Source organism: Pseudomonas sp. H1_D04 (genome assembly GCF_054683855.1).
Window position 1 is genome coordinate 4,807,492 of record NZ_CP162826.1, and the last position, 19,661, is coordinate 4,827,152.

Here is a 19,661-nt window from a genome sequence, read left to right on the forward strand (position 1 = left end):
AGCGGCCAGCATATTCCAGGTGCTTGCAGACCACTAGGCAGCGATCTCTTGAGGCTTGTGACGCAGTTGGTGGTTTCGCCAGGTCATCGGATTGACACCCTCGCTGCGGGTGAACATATGGCAGAAATGTGCCTGGTCGCAGAACCCGCATTCCAGGCTGATCTGCGTCAGGCTCAAGGAAGACTGAGTGATCAATTCCTTGGCCCGCTGGATGCGTTGCAGGCGTATCCATTCCTGGGGCGACAGCCCGGTGGTGCACTTGAATGCACGGGAGAAATGGCTGCGCGACAGCGCGCAGGCCTGGGCCAGGTCGGCAATCGCCAGGCTTTCGCCGAGGTTGGTGAGGATCAATTGCTTGGCGATACGCTCGCGCCGGGGGCATAGGCCGCCGGTAGCGGATAAGCGAGGAGCGCAGTGCTCAGTTCGGGCCATGACGGATATCCGCAGTCGATGGGAGCGTTCCCGGTGAATGGATGCAGTGTAGATGGCGTCAATCTTGTTGCCGTACCGTCTGGCTGACGAGTTAATCGTTGTTAATTTCGTCAGGTGCAGTCACGGAAAAGACAGCACAGACATGCAATCAACCCCTTGTTTTGCGTGCTTAGCTGGCAGTCTGCTAACCGTTTGGATACCGCCATGAACCGCAATGACCTGCGTCGCGTCGACATGAACCTGCTGGTGATTTTCGAAGCGTTGATGTTCGAGAAGAACCTGACCCGGGTCGCCGAAAAACTCTTCATGGGCCAACCGGCGGTAAGTGCGGCCTTAGGCCGGCTGCGCGACCTGTTCGACGACCCGTTGCTGCTGCGCAACGGGCGGGGCATGGAGCCCACGCCGCGCGCCCTGGCGATACTCAAGGAGCTGCAACCGGCTATGGACACCATTTCCGGCGCGGTCAGCCGCGCCAAGGATTTCGACCCTTCCACCAGCTGTGCGGTGTTCCGTATCGGCCTGTCCGACGATGCCGAATTTGGCTTGTTTCCGCCGTTGCTCAGTCAGCTTCGCGAAGAAGCCCCTGGCATCATCGTGGTGGTACGCCGCGCCAATTACTTGCTGATGTCCGCGCTGCTGGCCAGTGGCGAGATTTCGGTGGGGGTGAGCTACACCACTGAACTGCCCGCGAATGCCAAGCGCAAGAAACTGCGGGATATCCCGTGCAAGGTATTGCGTGGGGATGACGGGGTGGCGCCGCTGACGCTGGATGATTATTGCGAACGGCCCCATGCGATGGTGTCGTTCTCCGGGGATTTGAGCGGCAACATCGATTTGGACTTGGCCCGTATCGGCCGCGCGCGGCGGGTGGTGCTGGCGGTGCCGCAATTCAGCGGGTTGCGGGCGTTGTTGGCGGGAACGCAGATCATTGCGACGGTGCCGGATTATGCGGCGTGTGCGTTGACCGAGGGCACCACGTTACGGGCAGAGGATCCGCCGTTTGCGATTGATGCGGCGGAGTTGTCGATGGTGTGGAGTGGGGTGCATGACAATGATCCGGCGGAGCGTTGGTTGAGGTTGAGGATTGCCGAGCATATGGCGGGGGGGTGGTTGATTGAGTGCATATCCGTTGCTGCGGTAACGGCCGCCTATGGTTCCGCTCTTACAGCGGGTCACTTTTGTAAAGGCCGGAATGCCGGCCATCGTGGTTGACGGGGCGATTTCAGATCAAAAGCAAGAGCGCGGCGGCCTTAGAGGCGACCGGGTTCTTAAGCCGAACGCATTCCAAATGTGGGAGGGGGCTTGCTCCCGATGAGGGTGTGTCAGTTGATGCGGCTGTGACTGACCCACTGCTATCGGGAGCAAGCCCCCTCCCACAGTTTGATCTCCATAGATCAGATAGATAGGTCCTAGCCTGCTGTCCTGTTTTTGCTCTGCTTTTGCTCTGCTTTTGATGTGCTTTTGATGTGCTTTTGATCTGGCTCTTACATCCTTTTCGCTGACGAAGTCAGCGGTCTTTTGATCTGCGCTTTTGATCTTGATCTCAGGCGCCCCGTCAAACACGCTGGCCGAACGCAGGCTTGAATCCGTGGGTAACCCGGCAGGACGCCGGGTTAGCCGCGCTGGGCCATGGATGGCCCATCGCGGCGGCCCACGGATTCAAGCCGGAGTGCGGGCACACCGAGCCTAGGCGAGGTGCCGAGTGTTGGGGCGAAGGCCTTTTGCTTACTTTTGGGCCTTTCCAAAAGTGAGCCGCTGTAAGAGCGGAACCATAAGTAGCCGTTACCTAACCAACGGATATGTACTCAACTCAACCCCCCCGACTACCGGCTCTTGTAAGAAATTTCCCGCAGGAGTACAAATGTACTCCATGACGACCCTGACTCCCCGCCGCACCGCCATCCTGACCTTCATCCGCGACCGTATCGCGCAACAAGGCCAGCCCCCCAGCCTCGCCGAGATCGCCGAGGCGTTCGGCTTTGCCTCCCGCAGCGTCGCGCGCAAACACGTGGTGGCCCTGACCGAAGCCGGCTTCATTGAGGTCAACCCCAACCAGGCTCGCGGTATTCGCCTGCTCAACCAACCCATGCGTCCGGAGTGGCTGGACGTGCCCGTGCTCGGCCGAGTCGCCGCCGGCCTGCCCATCGGTGCTGACGCCGAAGTGCACAGTCGCCTGCAACTCGACCCAAGCACCTTCGCGAAAACCCCCGACTACCTGCTGCGGGTGCAGGGCGATTCGATGATCGAAGACGGCATCCTTGACGGCGATCTGGTAGGCGTACGCCGCAGTGCCGAGGCCTTGAACGGGCAGATCGTGGTGGCGCGCCTGGATGGCGAAGTCACCATCAAGCGTTTCGAACGCAGTGGCGACCGCGTGCGCCTGCTGCCGCGCAACCCCGCGTATCAACCTATTGTGGTGGGCCCTGATCAGGACCTGGCCATCGAAGGGGTGTTCTGCGGCCTGGTGAGGCAAGGCTGATGGGCGCCGTCGTTGCCCTGGACGCGCTGTTCAATGGCGGCCGCGTCTGGAAAGGCCGGCCGGCCGCGCCTCCCGCCAGTGTGCACCCCACCGGGCTGGCCGCGCTGGATGCGGTGCTGCCCAGCGGCGGCTGGCCTGAATCGGCTTTGAGTGAAATCCTCATGGCCAAGGAGGGCATCGGCGAACTGCAACTGGTGCTGCCCACCCTGGCGCGCCTGTCAAAGGCGGGGGAGCGCATTGTGTTGGTGGCGCCGCCGTATACGCCGTATCCCCATGCCTGGCAGAACGCCGGGGTGGATGTACGCCAGCTTTCAGTGATCCAGGCCGAGGAACGTGATGCGCTGTGGGCCGTGGAGCAGTGCCTGCGCTCCGGCAGTTGCGGTGCTGTGCTGTGCTGGCCGCGCAAGGCCGATGACCGGGCGCTGCGGCGCTTGCAGGTGGCAGCAGAAACCGGCCAGACCCTGGCGTTTGCCTGGCGCGCCTTGAGTGAGGGGGTCAATTCATCGCCTGCTGCCCTGCGTTTGGCGGTCGATGCGAAACCCGCCCAAGTACGAGTGATCAAGTGCCGTGGCGGTTTGGCCCATCCGGCGCCGATTGCGTTGGCGGGGCACTGAGGTTGCTATGCGCTGGGTGTGTATTGTCTTCCCGCAATTGGCGCTGGACGGGGTGCAGCGTGTGCACCCCGAGCCCGACCAACCCCTCGCGCTGCTGGCCGGTACGCCACAGCGGCGCGTACTGCAAACCGTCAACGACGCCGCCCGCGCCTTGGGCCTGCGTCCAGGCCTTTCACTGACGGCGGCCCATGCCCTGGCCAAGACTTTTGCCAGCGCCGAATACGACCCCGTGGAAATCGAACGCTGGCAGCAGTTCCTGGCAGCCTGGGCCTATCGCTTCAGTTCCCAGGTCAGTGTGCATTACCCGCGTGCGTTGCTGTTTGAGATCGAATCGAGCCTGGGCCTGTTCGGTCCCTGGCCGCAGTTCGAAGCGCGCTTGCGCAAAGAATTGACCGAGCTGGGCTTTCGTCACCGCATCGTCGCCGCGCCCAACCCGGCGGCGGCGCGGGTGCTGGCCAATATTTACGACGGTCTGGCCATCGACGATGAGGCATTGATGCAGGCCCTCGCACCACTGCCCATCGACCGCGCCGGCCTTGAACCTCAGGCCGCTACCGCCTTGTCGCGCATGGGCCTGCGCACCCTGTCCCAGGTGCAGGCCTTGCCCCGGCACACCCTGGCACGGCGCTTTGATGCCGGCCTGCTCAAGCACCTGGATGCCTTGACCGGGCAACGCCCGCTGGCCCTTGGGTTTTACCAGCCGCCGGACCAGTTCGATGTGCGCATCGAATTGAATTTCGACGTGCAGTCCCACCAGGCGCTGCTGTTTCCACTGCGGCGCTTGACCGCTGATTTATCCGCCTTTCTCTGCGGACGCGACAGTGGCGTGCAGCGTTTTGACCTGCACCTGGAGCACGCCCAGTTGCCCGACAGTGTGATCAAGGTCGGCCTGCTCAGCGCCGAGCGCGAACCGGCGATGCTGTTCGAGCTGGCCCGTGGGCGCCTGGAGCAAGTGCAAGTCACCGCGCCGGTGCGCGGTTTTCGCCTGGTGGCCCAGGACTTGCCGGTGTTTGTGCCGCAGCGCCAGGACCTGTTCGACGACCGCCCGCAACAGACCCTGCCCTGGGAGCAATTGCGCGAACGCCTGCGCGCGCGCCTTGGGGATGAGGCGGTACAAGGCTTGCGTTTTCATGCCGACCATCGCCCCGAGTGCGCCTGGCAAGCAACGGCCGACAGTCGCACATGCCCGACCTTGAACAAGGTGCACCGCCCCGGTTGGCTGCTCAGGGAACCCACCTTGCTGACCGAGCAAGGTGTGCAGATTCTGATGGGCCCGGAACGTATCGAATCCGGCTGGTGGGACGGCGCCGATATCCGCCGTGACTATTACCTGATCCAGACCCGCGCCGGTCAGCAAGGCTGGGCCTACCGCAGCGTGGGGCAGGGCGATGGTTTGTGGCTGCAAGGCTGGTTTGCATGAACTACGCCGAGCTGCATTGCCTGTCCAATTTCAGTTTTCAGCGCGGCGCGTCCACCGCGCTGGAGTTGTTCAAGCGCGCCAAGCGCCAGGGCTACAGCGCCTTGGCGATCACTGATGAATGCACGTTGTCAGGCATCGTGCGTGCGTGGCAGGCGGCGAAGGCGGTGGAGTTACCGCTGATTATCGGCAGCGAAGTGCGCATCGAAAACGGCCCGAAACTGGTGCTGCTGGTAGAAAACCTCAGCGGTTACCAGCACCTGTGCCGCCTGATCACCCTGGCCAGGCGGCGTGCGGAAAAAGGCAGTTATCGCCTGCTGCACGAAGACTTCGACGCACCGCTCAACGGCCTGTTGGCGCTATGGGTCGCCGACGACAGCGACACCCAGGCCTCGATCCAATGGTTGCGCCGCACGTTTGCCGAGCGCCTGTGGCTGGCGGTGCACCTGCATTGCGGCCAAGACGATGCGCGGCATCTGGAGCAGCGCCTGCACCTGGCCGCCAACCTGAATATCCCGGCGGTGGCCTGTGGTGATGTGCACATGCACGCACGCGGTCGACGCGCCCTGCAAGACACCATGACCGCCATCCGCCATCACGTCCCGGTGGCCGAAGCCGGCACGCGCCTGCACCCCAATGGCGAGCGGCATCTGCGCGGCCTTGATGCCCTGGGCACGCTGTATCCCCAAGCCTTGCTCGATGAAACCCTGGTCATCGCCCGCCGTTGCACCTTCGACCTCGGCCAGTTGCGTTATCACTACCCGCGCGAATTGGTGCCCGAGGGGCATGACGCCGAATCCTGGCTGCGCGCCGTCACCGAAGAAGGCATCGCCCTGCGTTGGCCTCACGGAATCGACGCCAAGACCATGCAGCAGATCAATCACGAACTGACATTGATCAGCAAGCTGGGTTACGAAAGTTATTTCCTCACCGTGCACGATATTGTGCGCTTCGCCCGCAGCCGTTCGATCCTGTGCCAGGGCCGCGGGTCGGCGGCCAACTCGGCGGTGTGTTTTGCCTTGGGCATTACCGAGATCAACCCGAGCCTTACGAATATGCTGTTTGAGCGCTTCCTGTCAGAGGAGCGCAACGAGCCACCGGATATCGACGTGGACTTCGAGCACGAACGCCGCGAAGAAGTGCTGCAGTACGTTTTCCAGCGCTACGGCCGCACCCGCGCGGCGCTGACGGCGGTGGTCAGCAGCTACCACGCCGCCGGTGCGGTGCGCGATGTGGCCAAGGCCCTTGGGTTGCCGCCGGACCAGATCAACGCCCTGGCCGACTGCTGCGGGCGCTGGAGTGATGATGCGCCACCGCTGGAACGCCTGCGTGAAGGCGGCTTCGACCCGGACAGCCCGATCCTGCGCCGTGTGCTCACGCTCACCCAGCAACTGATCGGTTTTCCCCGGCACCTGTCCCAACATCCCGGCGGTTTCGTGATTTCCGAATACCCGCTGGACACTCTGGTGCCGGTGGAAAACGCGGCCATGGCCGAGCGCACCATTATCCAATGGGACAAGGACGATCTGGATGCCGTGGGCCTGCTCAAGGTGGATATCCTCGCCTTGGGCATGCTCAGTGCGATTCGCCGCTGTTTCGATTTGCTGCGCCGCCACCGCAACCTCGACCTGGCCCTGGCGACGATCCCCAAGGAAGACCCGGCCACCTACGCGATGATCAGCAAGGCCGACACCATTGGCGTATTTCAGATCGAGTCGCGGGCGCAGATGTCGATGCTGCCCCGGCTCAAGCCGCAGACGTTTTATGACCTTGTGATCGAGGTCGCTATTGTGCGGCCCGGTCCGATCCAGGGAGGGATGGTGCATCCGTATCTGCGACGACGTAACAAGGAAGAAAAAACCACCTACCCGTCACCGGAACTTGAAAGCGTATTGAAACGCACCCTGGGCATTCCGCTGTTCCAGGAGCAAGTGATGCAGATCGCCATGGTCGCCGCCGACTACAGCCCTGGCGAGGCCGACCAGTTGCGCCGCTCCATGGCCGCGTGGAAACGTCACGGCGGCCTGGAACCCCACCAGGACCGCTTGCGCACCGGCATGCTGAAAAACGGCTACACCGAGGAATTTGCCGCGCAGATTTTCGAGCAGATCAAGGGCTTTGGCAGCTATGGGTTTCCTGAGTCCCACGCGGCCAGTTTCGCCTTGCTGACTTACGCCAGTTGCTGGCTCAAATGCCACGAGCCGGCGGCCTTCGCCTGCGCGTTGATCAACAGCTGGCCTATGGGTTTCTACAGCCCGGACCAGATACTGCAGGACGCACGGCGCCATCGCTTGCAGATTCGCCCGGTGGATGTGCAGGCCAGCGACTGGGATTGCAGCCTGGAACCCATTGACGGTCAGCAACCGGCGATCCGTATGGGCTTGCGCATGATCGCGGGGTTTCGTGAAGAGGAGGGGCGGCGCATCGAGGCCGCCCGCCCTGGCACAGGTTTCAGCGACATTGCTGATCTGGACCAGCGCGCCGGTCTGGACGCCCGTGCCCAGGCGTTGCTGGCCGACGCCGGCGCCCTGCGTGCCCTGGCTGGAAACCGGCACCAAGCCCGCTGGGACGTGGCGGGGGTGCACAAACAATTGGGGCTGTTCGCCGGGCTGCCCAGCCCCGACGAAGCCGTGGTCGCTTTACCCGCACCGACGGTCGGCGAGGACTTGCAGGCTGATTACGCCACCGTCGGCACCACTCTCGGCCCGCACCCGCTGGCGTTGTTGCGCGATGAGCTGCGCAAGCGGCGTTGTCGCAGCTCCCGCGAGCTGATGGCGGTGGAGCATGGGCGTAATGTGAGTGTCGCGGGGTTGGTCACGGGGCGGCAACGTCCGGGCACGGCCAGCGGTGTGACCTTTGTCACCTTGGAAGATGAGTTCGGCAATCTCAATGTGGTGGTTTGGCGCGACCTGGCCGAACGTCAGCGCCAGGCGCTGGTGGGGTCGCGCTTGCTCAAGGTAGACGGGCGCTGGGAGGCGGTCGGCGAGGTGCGCCATCTGATCGCCGGGCGGCTCACCGACCTCACGCCGTTGCTGGAAGGCATGTCTGTGCGCAGCCGGGATTTCCACTGAGGTGACCCCAAATTAATACCAGATGAAACCATCTGCTCCGTGTAAGCTCCAAAAATGGCGACTGTCTTCTCTTTTGCACTGAGCCGAACGATGCAATTTTTATCCAACCCCCACGGCTGTGAAGGTTGGGCCGGTGAAATGGCCCAGCGCATTCGCGCTTTCGATTGGTCGACCACGGACCTCGGTCCCATTAACCAGTGGTCCACTAGCCTGGCCTGTAACGTGCAGATGATGCTCGCATCGCCGATGCCGATGGTGATGTTGTGGGGGCGGGCCGGGTACATGATTTACAACGACAGTTACTCGGTCTTTGCCGGCGGCCGCCACCCGTCTTTGCTGGGGGCTCCGGTGGAGTTGGGTTGGCCGGAGGTGGCGGATTTCAATCGCCATGTGGTGGACACCTGTCTGGCCGGCGGCACTCTGTCCTTCAACAACAAAGACCTGGTGCTGCTGCGCAATGGCCAGCCGGAAACCGTGTGGCTGGATTTGTATTACAGCCCCGTCGCCGGCGACAACCAGCAACCGGCCGGCGTGTTGGCGATTGTGGTCGATACCACCGAACTGGTGAAGTCCGAACAGGTGCGCCAGGAACTCACCCATAACCTCGAACAACGGGTGGCCGCTGAAGTGCAGGCGCGCTCCAGTGCCGAGGACCAATTGCGCCAATCGCAAAAACTCGAAGCCATCGGCGGCCTCACCGGCGGCGTGGCCCACGACTTCAATAACCTGTTGCAAGTGATCGCCGGCAATCTGCACTTGCTGGCGCGCCATGAGCCAGACAATGCCCAGGTGCAGCGCCGCGTCAACGCGGCCATCGCGGCAGTGGAGCGCGGGGCCAAGCTGTCGGCGCAACTGCTGGCCTTTGCCCGCCGCCAGCCGTTGTCGCCGGCGGTGTACAACCCGCAACGCATCTATGCTGGCCTTGGCGAACTGTTGCAGCGCGCACTGGGAGAAACCATTCATATCGATGTGCAGTTGCCCCAGGATTCCTGGAGCATCAACGTCGACCGTAACCAGTTGGAAAATGCGTTGCTCAACCTGGCGATCAATGCCCGCGACGCCATGAAAGGTGAGGGGGTGATCCGCATCAGCGGCGAAAACATCATCCTTAACCCCGGCGATTGCATTGGTAAAAGCGTCAGTCCCGGAGAATATGTGCGCCTGGCGGTCACCGACACCGGGGTGGGCATGCCACCTGGGATCCAGGCCAGGGTGTTCGAACCGTTCTTCACCACCAAGCGCGACGGTCACGGTACCGGCCTGGGCTTGAGCATGGTGTTCGGCTTTGTGCGTCAAAGTGGCGGGCATGTCGAGGTCAGCAGCGAAGAAGGCCAGGGCACCGTGGTGCAGTTGTACTTCCCGCGCAGCCTGGGCGAGGAGTGCCTTGAAGCGTCAGACGAGCCCGTTGCGTCCGTAGGCGGCCAGGAAACGATCCTGGTGGTCGAAGACAATGAAGGCGTGCGCCTGACGGTGGTGGACGTGCTCGAACAGTCGGGCTACACCGTGATCACCGCCGAGGACGGCGACCAGGCCATGTCGAAGCTCAAAGCTGGCCTGCAACCCGAGTTGATTTTTACCGACGTGGTCATGCCCGGCCGCCTTAAAAGCACCGACCTGGCCGCCTGGGCCCGTGCACAAACCCCGCCCGTGCCGGTGCTGTTCACTTCCGGTCACACCCGCGACATCCTCTCCAGCAACCACCTGCTGAGCCCCGATATTCATCTGCTGAGCAAGCCCTACAGCCCCGAAGCCCTGACGCTACGGGTGCGCAGCGTGCTCACCGCACGATAAGGTTGACCATGACTTCACAGCGCAACATCCCTGCGATCACTGCCCAACGCCCAGGCTTTGTCAGGGTGCGCGGCGCCCGCGAGCACAACCTGCAAAACGTCGACGTGGATATTCCCCGGGATGCCCTGGTGGTGTTTACCGGCGTGTCGGGTTCGGGCAAGTCGTCCCTGGCGTTTTCCACGGTGTATGCCGAGGCCCAGCGGCGCTACTTCGAATCGGTGGCGCCTTACGCGCGGCGCCTGATCGACCAGGTTGGCGTGCCCGACGTGGACAGCATCGAAGGCCTGCCGCCCGCCGTGGCCCTGCAACAGCAGCGTGGCACGCCCAGCGCACGGTCTTCGGTGGGCAGCGTCACCACGTTATCGAGCCTGATCCGCATGCTCTATTCCCGCGCCGGCAGCTACCCTACGGGGCAAGCGATGCTGTATGCCGAGGACTTTTCGCCGAACCTGCCCCAGGGTGCGTGCCCGCAATGTCATGGCCTGGGCCGCGTGTATGAAGTGACCGAGGCGCTGATGGTGCCCGACCCTTCGCTGAGCATTCGCCAGCGCGCGGTGGCCTCCTGGCCGTTGGCGTGGCAGGGCCAGAACCTGCGCGATATTCTGGTGACCTTGGGCTATGACGTGGATATCCCATGGCGCGACCTGCCAAAAAAGCAGCGCGACTGGATCCTGTTCACCGAAGAAACCCCCACTGTGCCGGTGTATGCCGGTTTCACCCCGGAGCAAACCCGCGAGGCGTTGAAGCGCAAGCTGGAGCCTAGTTACCAGGGCACGTTCAGCGGCGCGCGGCGCTACATCCTGCACACCTTCAGCCACACCCAAAGCGCGCTGATGAAAAAGCGCGTGTCGCAGTTCATGCAGGGCAGCGCCTGCCCGCTGTGTGAAGGCAAGCGGCTGACCAAGGCAGCGCTCTCGGTGAAGTTTGCCGGGGTGGATATTGGCGAGTTGTCGCAGCTGTCGTTGTCGCAGCTGGCCGAACTGCTGCGGCCGGTGGCGGCGGGGCAGGACACGATGAAGCTCTCGGTGGAGAAGCGCCTGGCTGCGCAGCGTATCGCCCAGGACTTGCTGGAGCGGGTCAGCACCTTGATCGAATTGGGCCTGGGCTATCTGTCCCTGGAGCGCAGCACACCGACCTTGTCGTCCGGGGAGTTGCAACGTTTACGCTTGGCCACGCAATTGGGCTCGCAATTGTTTGGAGTGATCTATGTGCTGGATGAGCCTTCGGCGGGCTTGCATCCAGCGGATGGCGAGGCTTTGTTCACCGCGCTTGAGCGCTTGAAGGCCGCCGGTAATTCGTTGTTTGTGGTGGAGCACGACTTGGAAACCATGCGCCGCGCCGACTGGTTGATCGACGTCGGCCCGGCCGCTGGCGAGCATGGCGGGCAAGTGCTGTACAGCGGGCCACCTGCTGGGTTGGCTGACGTAGAGGCGTCGCAGACCCGTGAGTATTTGTTCGCCGAGCGGCGTACATCAAATCCCTCTCGCCGCGAACCCAGTGGTTGGTTGAAGTTGGAGGGCGTGACGCGCAATAACCTCAATGGTCTGAACGTGGATTTTCCCTTGGGCTGCTTCACCTCGGTGACCGGCATTTCCGGCTCGGGCAAGTCCAGCCTGGTCAGCCAGGCGCTGCTGGAATTGGTGGGCAGTGGCCTTGGGCGTGTGGTTGAGAACGACGAAGAGCCGAGCCTGGAAGATGACACGCCGCAAACCAGTGGCGGGCGCATCAGCGCCGGGCTGGAACAGATCCGACGCCTAGTGCAGGTGGATCAGAAACCCATCGGCCGTACGCCACGTTCCAACCTGGCGACCTACACCGGGCTGTTCGACAACGTGCGCAAACTGTTCGCCGCCACGCCTGCGGCAAAGAAGCGCAATTACGATGCGGGCCAGTTCTCCTTCAACGTCGCCAAGGGCCGTTGCCCGAACTGCGAGGGCGAGGGCTTTGTCAGCGTCGAGTTGTTGTTTATGCCGAGTGTGTACGCACCCTGTCCGACCTGCCACGGCGCGCGCTACAACCCCGAGACCTTGGCGATCAAATGGCAAGGCTTGAGCATCGCTCAGGTGCTCGGGCTGACCGTCGAGCAGGCAGTCGAGGTCTTTGCCGAGCAGCCAGGGGTACTGCGCTCGTTGCAGGTGCTGCGGGATATCGGCCTGGGTTATCTGCGACTGGGTCAACCGGCTACCGAACTGTCCGGGGGGGAAGCGCAGCGGATCAAATTGGCCACCGAGCTGCAACGCAATGCCCGTGGGTCGACCTTGTATGTGTTGGATGAGCCAACGACCGGGCTGCATCCACGGGATGTGGATCGCCTGCTCAGCCAGCTCAATCACTTGGTGGATGCAGGGCACACGGTGGTGGTGGTCGAGCATGAAATGCGTGTGGTGGCCCAGAGTGACTGGGTGATCGATATCGGTCCGGGAGCAGGGGATTTGGGCGGGCAAGTGGTGGCCAGCGGTACGCCGCAAAAAGTTGCCAAGAGCAAGAAAAGCCGGACTGCGCCATTCCTGGCCCGAGCGTTGATCTAACAGTTAAACAGGTCCACATGTGGGAGGGGGCAAGCCCCCGATAGCGGTGGGTCAGTCACCCCATCAAGTGCCTGACAGATCGCTATCGGGGGCAAGCCCCTCCCACAGAGTGATCAGTGTCTGGTCAGTTGGATTTGTGCCTTGGCCTGCTTCACCACATGCTCCACCGTAAACCCAAACTTCTCCTGCAACTTCGCCAACGGCGCCGAAGCCCCGAAGCTGCTCATCACCACCTTGGCGCCGGTTTGCCCGACATAGCGGTCCCACCCCAAAGGCCCGGCCTGTTCCACCACCACACGTGCGGTCACCGCTGGCGGCAACACACTGTCGCGATAGGCCTGGTCCTGTTCTTCAAACAACTCCCAGCTCGGCATCGAGACGACTTGTGCGGCAATCCCTTCGCCCTTGAGCTGTTCATAGGCCGCCATCGCCAGGCTGACTTCGCTGCCGGTACCGATCAAAATTACCTGGGGTTTATCCGCCCCCGCCAACACATAAGCGCCTTTGGCTGCACCGGTCGCCGCTGCGTATTGCGTGCGATCCAGAGTCGGCAGCGGCTGGCGTGACAGCACCACACAGCTCGGCCGATGGGTTTGCGCCAGCGCAACTTTCCACAGCTCCAGGGTTTCGTTGGCGTCGCCAGGGCGAAGGGTCAGCAACCCTGGCGTGGCGCGCAACTGCGTCAGGTGCTCAATGGGCTGGTGCGTCGGCCCATCTTCACCCACGCCGATGGAGTCGTGGGTAAACACGAACACCACCGGCAACTCCATGATCGCCGCCAGTCGGATCGGCGGTTTCATGTAGTCGCTGAATACCAGGAAGGTCGAGGTGTACGGCCGCAAATACGACAGCGCCATGCCATTGGCAATGGCGCCCATGGCGTGTTCGCGAATACCGAAATGCAGGTTGCGCCCGCTGTAGTCATCGGGGCTGAAGCGCCCGGCACCGTCGAAGGTGAGGTTGGTTTTGGTCGAAGGCGACAAGTCCGCCGAGCCGCCGAGCAGCCAGGGGATTTGCTGGGCAAAGGCATTCAGTACCTCGCCACCCGCCGCGCGGCTGGCGACGCCCTTGGCATCGGCGGCAAAGTCGGGCAGGTCAGCCTGCCAGTGCTCGGGCATCTCCCCGGCGCGCATCCGCCGTAGTTCATCGGCCAATTGAGGGTCGAGACGGGCCAGGGTCTGGTTCCATTGCTGGTAGAGCGGTTCGGCGCGGGCGTGCAGGGCGTCGCGCAAGAGCGTGCGCGCCTCATCGGGCACCAGGAAGCTGGAATCCTGCGGCCAACCATACGCAGCTTTGGTCAGGCGGATTTCGTCATCACCCAACGGCTCGCCATGGGCGGCGGCGGTGTTGTGCTTGTGGGGCGAACCGTAGCCGATCACGCTGTCGACCACGATCAGCGTCGGCGCGCCGGTATTCGCCTGGAAGGTCTCCAGGGCTGCGCTCAGTGCCTGCAAGTCGTTGGCATCGGTGACGTGCAAGGTGTGCCAGCCATAGGCCTGGAAACGCTTGATCACGTCTTCGCTGAAGGCAAGCTCAGTGTGGCCTTCGATGCTGATGGTGTTGTTGTCGTAGATCCAGCACAGGTTATCCAGCTTCAAATGGCCGGCCATCGACGCCGCTTCGCTGCTGATGCCCTCCATCATGTCGCCGTCGCCACACAGGGTGTAGACGTTGTAATCGAACAGCACATGGTCGTCATGGTTAAAGCGCTCAGCCAGCCAACGCTCGGCCATCGCCATGCCCACGCTGTTGGCGCAGCCCTGGCCAAGGGGGCCTGTGGTGGTTTCCACGCCTGTGGTCATGCGGTATTCCGGATGCCCCGGCGTCTTGGAGTCGGCCTGACGGAATTGCTTGATATCGTCCAGGCTGATCGCCGGGTGCCCGGTGCGCTTGCCATGGGCATCAATTTCTTTCACACCGGCCAAGTGCAGCAGCGAATACAACAGCATGGATGCATGCCCCACTGACAACACAAATCGGTCACGGTTGGGCCAGTCGGGATGCTCGGGGTGATAGCGCAGAAACCGGCTCCACAGCGTGTATCCCACCGGCGCCAGGCCCATGGGCGTGCCCGGATGGCCGGAGTTGGCCTTCTGCACGGCGTCCATCGCCAGGGTGCGCAGGGTGTTGATGCATAGGGTGTCGACAGTGGTTGCGGCGTTAGTCATGAAACCGGTCTCCCTCAAGTGACGATCTACTGTGGAGGGCCGGGCGCCGCGAAGGTTTGATCCCATTGTCGTTGCCGCGACGAACGGGGACGTATTGACTTCAAACATGACAAGACCCTTTGCAATGGTCTAGCTTCAAGGGCGTAGGCCATTGATCAACTTGCGGAGGTACGTCATGCCAGTGAAACACGACCTGTATCAGGATTTGGGTTTGAGCAAGGAAGTCGTTCACGAACGCAGGGCGAGCGATAAACGGCTGGACTCGCTGCTCACCCAATACGACGCTGCCGACGGCGAGGTGCTCCGGGCGGAATCAGAAAAGGCCGACGACACGGTGGTGGAGGTGTTGAAGAAGAAACGCCTGCTGATCAAGGACGAAATCGCAGGGCGCCTCGACGCCTGAAACGCGGCAAGGTTTGTTCAGATTTGACTGAGGGACATCGTGGGAATCACTCCTTATGATGCGCCCCGTCCGCCCGGCTCTGGGGACGTTTTGCAGCGCAAGGATTGTGCTGTTGAGCCGGGTGGGCGCTGTCTTTCAAGCCAGCAGCGCTTCAGTGCACGCATCGATCGAGCGCTGTTGGGTCTCGCTGTACAGCTGCAATTCATCGATGGTCTTGCGCCCCAACGCCTTTTCGAATTCCGCCTGGTTTGAATTGGCGGCGTAATGACTCTGTGCCGCATCCCCCAAATTCGACTGGAAAATCCCCGCCGCACTCACCGGCAGAAAATCCTCATACACCAACGGCTCTACATCCACATGACCGGCGGCGATCAGTGCTTGCAATGTGCGTGGTTGATCGGCTTGGCCGCGTGCCGCCAGGCCTTGTTCCGTGGCGAAGTAGCGGAAGTACGCCAGGCCTTGTTCGCGCATCTGCCCGTGGTTGTCGGGGAAGGCCTGGAAGTGTTGTTCCATCAAGTGCATGTAGCGCGCGGCGTTGGATTCGTTGGGGAACGCGCCCAGTTCGTCGCGGGCGGCGTTCAGCAGTTGGTCGTAGAGGGCGCGGCCTTTGGGCGTGAGGGCGACGCCACGCTGTTCGATTTCACCGAAGCGGGCGCTGTGGCTGCCTTGGGCGTCGGTGAAGGCGATGGCTTCGTCGAGGGCCTTGAAGCTGGTCTGGCGCAGCAGGATCGGGCACTGGCGGCGCGGTGGGCCTTCGATCACGGCCTTGGGGGTTATGCCCTTGGCGGGCATGGCGGTCTGTACCTGATCAATGTCCAGGGTGCGCGGGGTGAGGTGGTTGATGTGCGGCCCCTTGAAGGCCACCACATCGGCGATCAGGCGGTGCTGGTCACTGAGTTGCTGGTACTGCGCGGCGGTAACGGTGGCGGTGTGGTGCCAGCGGAAGGTTTCCAGGGCCTGGCGGATGAATTCGGCGGCCTCGTCGGCGTTGAGGCCGCCGTTTGTTTCCGCTTTTGCGATAAGCGCCAAGGCGCCGGGGGTGAAGATCGAGCGCTTTGCCAATGCAGTTTCGGCGAAGGCGCGAAGTTCGGCATTCTCGATCAATTCCAGGCGCAGCAGGGAGGTGAACACCCGAAACGGGCTGGCTTGCAGCGCGTGTTCATGCACCGCGCGAAATGCTGTGGAATGCACCGGCACGCCCGCTGGCGTGAGGTCGTAGTAGCCCACGGGCTGCATGCCCATCACCGCAAACAGTCGGCTGATTGTGGCCAATTCCGCTGCTGTGCCCAAGCGAATGGCGCCGTGGCGTTCCATGTCCAGACGCTGGATTTCGCCGGTGCGTTGCAGCTGTTGCGCCAGGCTCGGTTCGCTGTCGAGCACGCGGCTATTGGTCTCGGCCACCAACTCCATCAGCGCGCCATACAGGGGAACTTCATCTCGGTACATATCGGACATGGCCTTGGAAAACCCCTTGCGGATCTCGTCTGGGCTGACATGTGCGGTACTGGGCATAGAAAAATTCCTGATGACGGTGGAGAGGGTGATGGTCTTTTACTGGATTTTGTTGGGCCCCAGGTGCGCTTGCAAACGAAGATTCCTCTGGACTTCATTCTGCAAATGAATGAACGGCATTCTCTTCCAAGTCTTCATGTGCACGCGGGTGTGGATGGGCTCTACACTGCTCCTCACCTTGTCGGCGATGGAGGACCCAATGACGGCCACGCCCGTAACGCAAACGATTGAAGGCCAACGCCTGGCCACTGAAGACGCCGAGCGCTGGCGCGAATGGGGCCCATACCTGAGTGAACGCCAATGGGGCACCGTGCGTGAAGACTACAGCGCCGATGGCGATGCCTGGCGCTACTTTCCCCATGAACACGCGCGCAGCCGCGCCTACCGTTGGGGTGAGGACGGCCTGGCCGGTTTCAGCGACAAGGCGCAACGCTGGTGCCTCGGGCTGGCGCTGTGGAACGAGCGCGATGCGATCCTCAAGGAGCGGTTGTTCGGTCTCAACAACGCCGAGGGCAACCATGGCGAGGACGTCAAGGAACTGTACTTTTTCGTCGATGGCGTACCGAGTCATGCCTACATGCGCATGCTCTACAAATACCCCCATGCCGCCTTTCCCTATGTTGACCTGATCACCGAGAACGCCCGTCGCGGGCTGGGTGATGCCGAGTATGAAATCCTCGATACCGGCGTGTTTGAGGACAACCGCTATTGCGATGTCAGCGTCGAGTACGCCAAGCAGCAGCCTGACGATATTTTCATGCGGGTCACGGTGCATAACCGCTCGGAGCAGCCGACACGTTTGCAGGTAATGCCTCAACTGTGGGCGCGTAACGACTGGAGCTGGACCTTTGATGCGCCCAAGCCGCAGTTGCGGCTGGACGGCGAGCAGGTGTTGGCCCGTCATCATGAATTGCCGGATCGTTATCTGAGTGCCTGGGGCCAGGATGGCTTGGAATGGTTGTTCTGCGAAAACGAAAGCAATGTCGTCAAGCTGGACGGGCAGGTGGCACCGGGCCCGTTCAAGGATGGCATCAACGATTACGTGGTCAGTGGCGCTCAATCGGCGATTCGCCGGGACACCGGTACCAAGGTTGCCGCGCGGTTCATCCTTGAACTGGCAGGGCAGGAAAGCAAAACCTTGTACCTGCGCTTTGCCCCCGTGGATGCGCCCGCGGCCAACGCCCGTAAGTTGTTCGAGCAACGTCGTCAGGAAGCCGATGACTTCTATGCGGCCCTGCAACAGGGCATTGGCGATGCGGACGCGCGCAATGTGCAGCGCCAAGCCCTGGCTGGCTTGTTGTGGTCCAAGCAGCTCTACTATTTCGACGTGAACCAATGGCTCGATGGTGACCCAGCCCAGCCCGCGCCGCCGACTGAGCGCCTGCATATCCGCAATACCCATTGGCGGCACTTGTCCAACTTCGACATCCTTTCCATGCCCGACACCTGGGAATACCCGTGGTATGCCTCGTGGGACCAGGGCTTTCAGGCAGTGGCGATGGCGCTGATCGATCCGGGTTACGCCAAGCAACAGTTGCTGCTGCTGGTGAAGGATCGCTTCATGCATCCCAACGGCCAACTGCCGGCTTATGAATGGCGCTTCGATGATGCAAACCCGCCGGTGCATGCCTGGGCCAGTTGGCGGGTTTACCAGCAGGACAAGGCGTTGACCGGTGTAGGCGACATGGATTTTCTAGAGCGGATTTTCCATAAGCTGCTGCTGAATTTTTCCTGGTGGGTCAACCGCAAGGACGCCGAGGGCCGCAACTTGTTCCAGGGCGGTTTCCTCGGGCTGGATAACATTGCTTTGTTTGACCGTTCGGCGGCATTGCCGCCGGGGTATCAGTTGGACCAGGCCGACGGCACCGCGTGGGTTGCCGCGTATGCCCTGGACCTGATGCGCATCGCCCTGGAACTGGCCAGGCGCAATGCCGTGTACGTGGATATTGCGGTGAAGTTTTTCGAACATTTCCTGTATATCGCCGGTGCCATTAACCGGGTCGATGACAGTGCCGAAGGTTTGTGGGATGAGCAGGACCTGTTCTTCTACGACGTGCTGCACAGCCCCGATGGGCAGAACGAGCCGGTACGTTTGCGCTCCATCGTCGGCCTGATGCCGTTGTTCGCCGTGCTGGTGCTGGAGCAGCGCGAGCATGAAGGCCTGGAGGGTTTGCGCGAACGGTTACTGGGCTTTATGAAACACCGGCCGGACTTGGCTAAATTGGTCTCACGCTGGAACGAGCCGGGGCAGGGCAATCGCTTGTTGCTGGCGTTGTTGCGGGGCGAACGCACAAAGGACCTGCTTCGGCGCATGTTGGAGGACAGTGAGTTCCTCTCTGCGTTTGGCGTGCGCTCGCTGTCCAAAGCCTTCGCCGAGCAGCCCCTGGCGCTGAAGATGAACGGCGACACCCTCAGCGCGCGTTACCAGCCTGGCGAGTCCGACTCACGATTGTATGGCGGCAACTCGAATTGGCGTGGGCCCGTGTGGATGCCTGTCAATTACATGCTGATTGAATCGCTGCGTGAGTTTCATCGGTACTACGCGGATAACTTCTCGGTGGAGTACCCAACGGGCAGCGGGTATCTGTCATCCCTGGAGGAAGTGGCTGAAGGCCTCAGTCAGCGGCTGACCGGGCTGTTTCTAAGGGATGACAATGGATGTAGGCCATCGATGGCGGGGTATTCGCAGTTGGAAGCGGACCCGCTCAGCCGTGATCTGGTGTTGTTCCATGAGTATTTTCACGGGGAAACCGGGCGCGGGTTGGGGGCGTCCCATCAGACGGGGTGGAGTGCGTTGGTGGCGTTGCTGCTGCAACCGAAGGTCTGAGTTGCGGCCTCGGACCTTGATTGATCCCAGGTTAGTTGGCAAAAAAAATCCCGCCTGGAGAGGCGGGATCGAGATGCAAGCTTGCCTGTGAATCAGGAAGGGAACAGCTCACTCAGTTTCATCGCCAGCATCATGTCGCCTTCAGTGCGCAGTTTGCCGCCCATGAAGGCCTGCATGCCGTCAGTCGAACCGTCGACGATGCCTTCCAGGGTCGCGCTGTCCATGACCAGGGTCACTTGTGCGTCCGGGTTTTCACCTTCATGCAGTTCGCAGGTTTTGTCTTTGACGACCAGGGAAAAGTTCTTGGTGTCATCGATACGGAAACCGAATACCAGGTCCAAGCCGTCGGCAGCGCTTGGGTTGAATTTGGCTTTCATTGCTTCTACAGCTTTGGCTACGTCAGTCATGGTTTCGATCCT

Annotated in this window: 13 protein-coding genes; 9 read left to right on the plus strand and 4 right to left on the minus strand. The window is 62.0% G+C overall.

The features are described from left to right. Positions 1 to 33: 33 nt before the first annotated feature. Positions 34 to 432 carry a helix-turn-helix domain-containing protein gene (locus AB4N82_RS22350; protein ID WP_122765447.1) on the minus strand — a complete coding sequence of 133 codons (399 nt, stop codon included), beginning with the start codon at positions 430 to 432 and terminating at the stop codon, positions 34 to 36. Between the two features lie 204 nt (positions 433 to 636). Here AB4N82_RS22350 and AB4N82_RS22355 point away from each other — a divergent pair, with 204 nt between their 5' ends. The 7 genes from AB4N82_RS22355 to uvrA all read left to right on the plus strand — a co-directional run bounded on the left by AB4N82_RS22355 (position 637) and on the right by uvrA (position 12,332). After that, on the plus strand, positions 637 to 1,644 hold the full coding sequence (locus AB4N82_RS22355) for a LysR family transcriptional regulator (RefSeq protein ID WP_460103063.1): 1,008 nt from the start codon (positions 637 to 639) through the stop codon (positions 1,642 to 1,644). Between the two features lie 649 nt (positions 1,645 to 2,293). Then, on the plus strand, positions 2,294 to 2,911 hold the full coding sequence (gene lexA / locus AB4N82_RS22360) for a transcriptional repressor LexA (protein WP_032886583.1): 618 nt from the start codon (positions 2,294 to 2,296) through the stop codon (positions 2,909 to 2,911). Next, a complete protein-coding gene (imuA, locus tag AB4N82_RS22365) occupies positions 2,911 to 3,525 on the plus strand; it encodes a translesion DNA synthesis-associated protein ImuA (protein WP_095184532.1) in 615 nt (204 codons plus the stop codon). Before lexA ends, imuA begins: the two co-directional genes overlap by 1 nt. A 7-nt stretch (positions 3,526 to 3,532) precedes the next feature. Beyond that, positions 3,533 to 4,945, plus strand: a complete 1,413-nt coding sequence (locus AB4N82_RS22370) for a Y-family DNA polymerase (RefSeq protein ID WP_122765445.1) — start codon at positions 3,533 to 3,535, stop codon at positions 4,943 to 4,945. Continuing rightward, positions 4,921 to 8,013, plus strand: coding sequence for an error-prone DNA polymerase (locus AB4N82_RS22375; protein WP_460103067.1), 3,093 nt, complete (start codon positions 4,921 to 4,923; stop codon positions 8,011 to 8,013). Before AB4N82_RS22370 ends, AB4N82_RS22375 begins: the two co-directional genes overlap by 25 nt. 90 nt (positions 8,014 to 8,103) lie before the next feature. Then, positions 8,104 to 9,804 carry an ATP-binding protein gene (locus tag AB4N82_RS22380; RefSeq protein ID WP_122756562.1) on the plus strand — a complete coding sequence of 567 codons (1,701 nt, stop codon included), beginning with the start codon at positions 8,104 to 8,106 and terminating at the stop codon, positions 9,802 to 9,804. 8 nt (positions 9,805 to 9,812) lie between these two features. Then, entirely contained in the window at positions 9,813 to 12,332 is a 2,520-nt protein-coding gene (gene uvrA, locus AB4N82_RS22385; RefSeq protein WP_122765443.1) for an excinuclease ABC subunit UvrA, read from the plus strand. A 113-nt stretch (positions 12,333 to 12,445) separates the two neighbouring features. Here the strand turns inward: uvrA and tkt are convergent, their stop codons facing one another. After that, positions 12,446 to 14,500, minus strand: a complete 2,055-nt coding sequence (tkt, locus tag AB4N82_RS22390) for a transketolase (protein WP_122765442.1) — start codon at positions 14,498 to 14,500, stop codon at positions 12,446 to 12,448. A gap of 175 nt (positions 14,501 to 14,675) precedes the next feature. Between tkt and AB4N82_RS22395 the strand changes: the two genes are divergently transcribed. Beyond that, positions 14,676 to 14,903 carry a YdcH family protein gene (locus AB4N82_RS22395; protein ID WP_032886572.1) on the plus strand — a complete coding sequence of 76 codons (228 nt, stop codon included), beginning with the start codon at positions 14,676 to 14,678 and terminating at the stop codon, positions 14,901 to 14,903. A gap of 135 nt (positions 14,904 to 15,038) precedes the next feature. Here AB4N82_RS22395 and hglS read toward each other — a convergent pair whose 3' ends face one another. Beyond that, positions 15,039 to 16,415 carry a 2-oxoadipate dioxygenase/decarboxylase HglS gene (hglS, locus tag AB4N82_RS22400; protein ID WP_181643350.1) on the minus strand — a complete coding sequence of 459 codons (1,377 nt, stop codon included), beginning with the start codon at positions 16,413 to 16,415 and terminating at the stop codon, positions 15,039 to 15,041. A gap of 199 nt (positions 16,416 to 16,614) precedes the next feature. Here hglS and AB4N82_RS22405 point away from each other — a divergent pair, with 199 nt between their 5' ends. Next, complete coding sequence (locus tag AB4N82_RS22405; protein ID WP_122765440.1) at positions 16,615 to 19,242, plus strand: MGH1-like glycoside hydrolase domain-containing protein; 2,628 nt, start codon at positions 16,615 to 16,617, stop codon at positions 19,240 to 19,242. A gap of 92 nt (positions 19,243 to 19,334) precedes the next feature. On the opposite strand, the gene AB4N82_RS22410 is transcribed toward AB4N82_RS22405, so the two are convergent. After that, the gene (locus AB4N82_RS22410; RefSeq protein WP_032886566.1) at positions 19,335 to 19,649 is read right to left on the minus strand and encodes an SCP2 sterol-binding domain-containing protein; all 315 of its coding nucleotides are present in this window, start codon (positions 19,647 to 19,649) and stop codon (positions 19,335 to 19,337) included. Positions 19,650 to 19,661: the final 12 nt, after the last annotated feature.

Coding starts and splice junctions, on each gene's coding strand:
- AB4N82_RS22410 (WP_032886566.1), bottom strand. CDS start 19,649: ATGACTGACGTAGCCAAAGCTGTAGAAGCAATGAAAGCCAAATTCAAC.
- AB4N82_RS22405 (WP_122765440.1), top strand. CDS start 16,615: ATGACGGCCACGCCCGTAACGCAAACGATTGAAGGCCAACGCCTGGCC.
- AB4N82_RS22370 (WP_122765445.1), top strand. CDS start 3,533: ATGCGCTGGGTGTGTATTGTCTTCCCGCAATTGGCGCTGGACGGGGTG.
- tkt (WP_122765442.1), bottom strand. CDS start 14,500: ATGACTAACGCCGCAACCACTGTCGACACCCTATGCATCAACACCCTG.
- uvrA (WP_122765443.1), top strand. CDS start 9,813: ATGACTTCACAGCGCAACATCCCTGCGATCACTGCCCAACGCCCAGGC.
- AB4N82_RS22380 (WP_122756562.1), top strand. CDS start 8,104: ATGCAATTTTTATCCAACCCCCACGGCTGTGAAGGTTGGGCCGGTGAA.
- hglS (WP_181643350.1), bottom strand. CDS start 16,415: ATGCCCAGTACCGCACATGTCAGCCCAGACGAGATCCGCAAGGGGTTT.
- imuA (WP_095184532.1), top strand. CDS start 2,911: ATGGGCGCCGTCGTTGCCCTGGACGCGCTGTTCAATGGCGGCCGCGTC.
- AB4N82_RS22395 (WP_032886572.1), top strand. CDS start 14,676: ATGCCAGTGAAACACGACCTGTATCAGGATTTGGGTTTGAGCAAGGAA.
- lexA (WP_032886583.1), top strand. CDS start 2,294: ATGTACTCCATGACGACCCTGACTCCCCGCCGCACCGCCATCCTGACC.
- AB4N82_RS22350 (WP_122765447.1), bottom strand. CDS start 432: ATGGCCCGAACTGAGCACTGCGCTCCTCGCTTATCCGCTACCGGCGGC.
- AB4N82_RS22355 (WP_460103063.1), top strand. CDS start 637: ATGAACCGCAATGACCTGCGTCGCGTCGACATGAACCTGCTGGTGATT.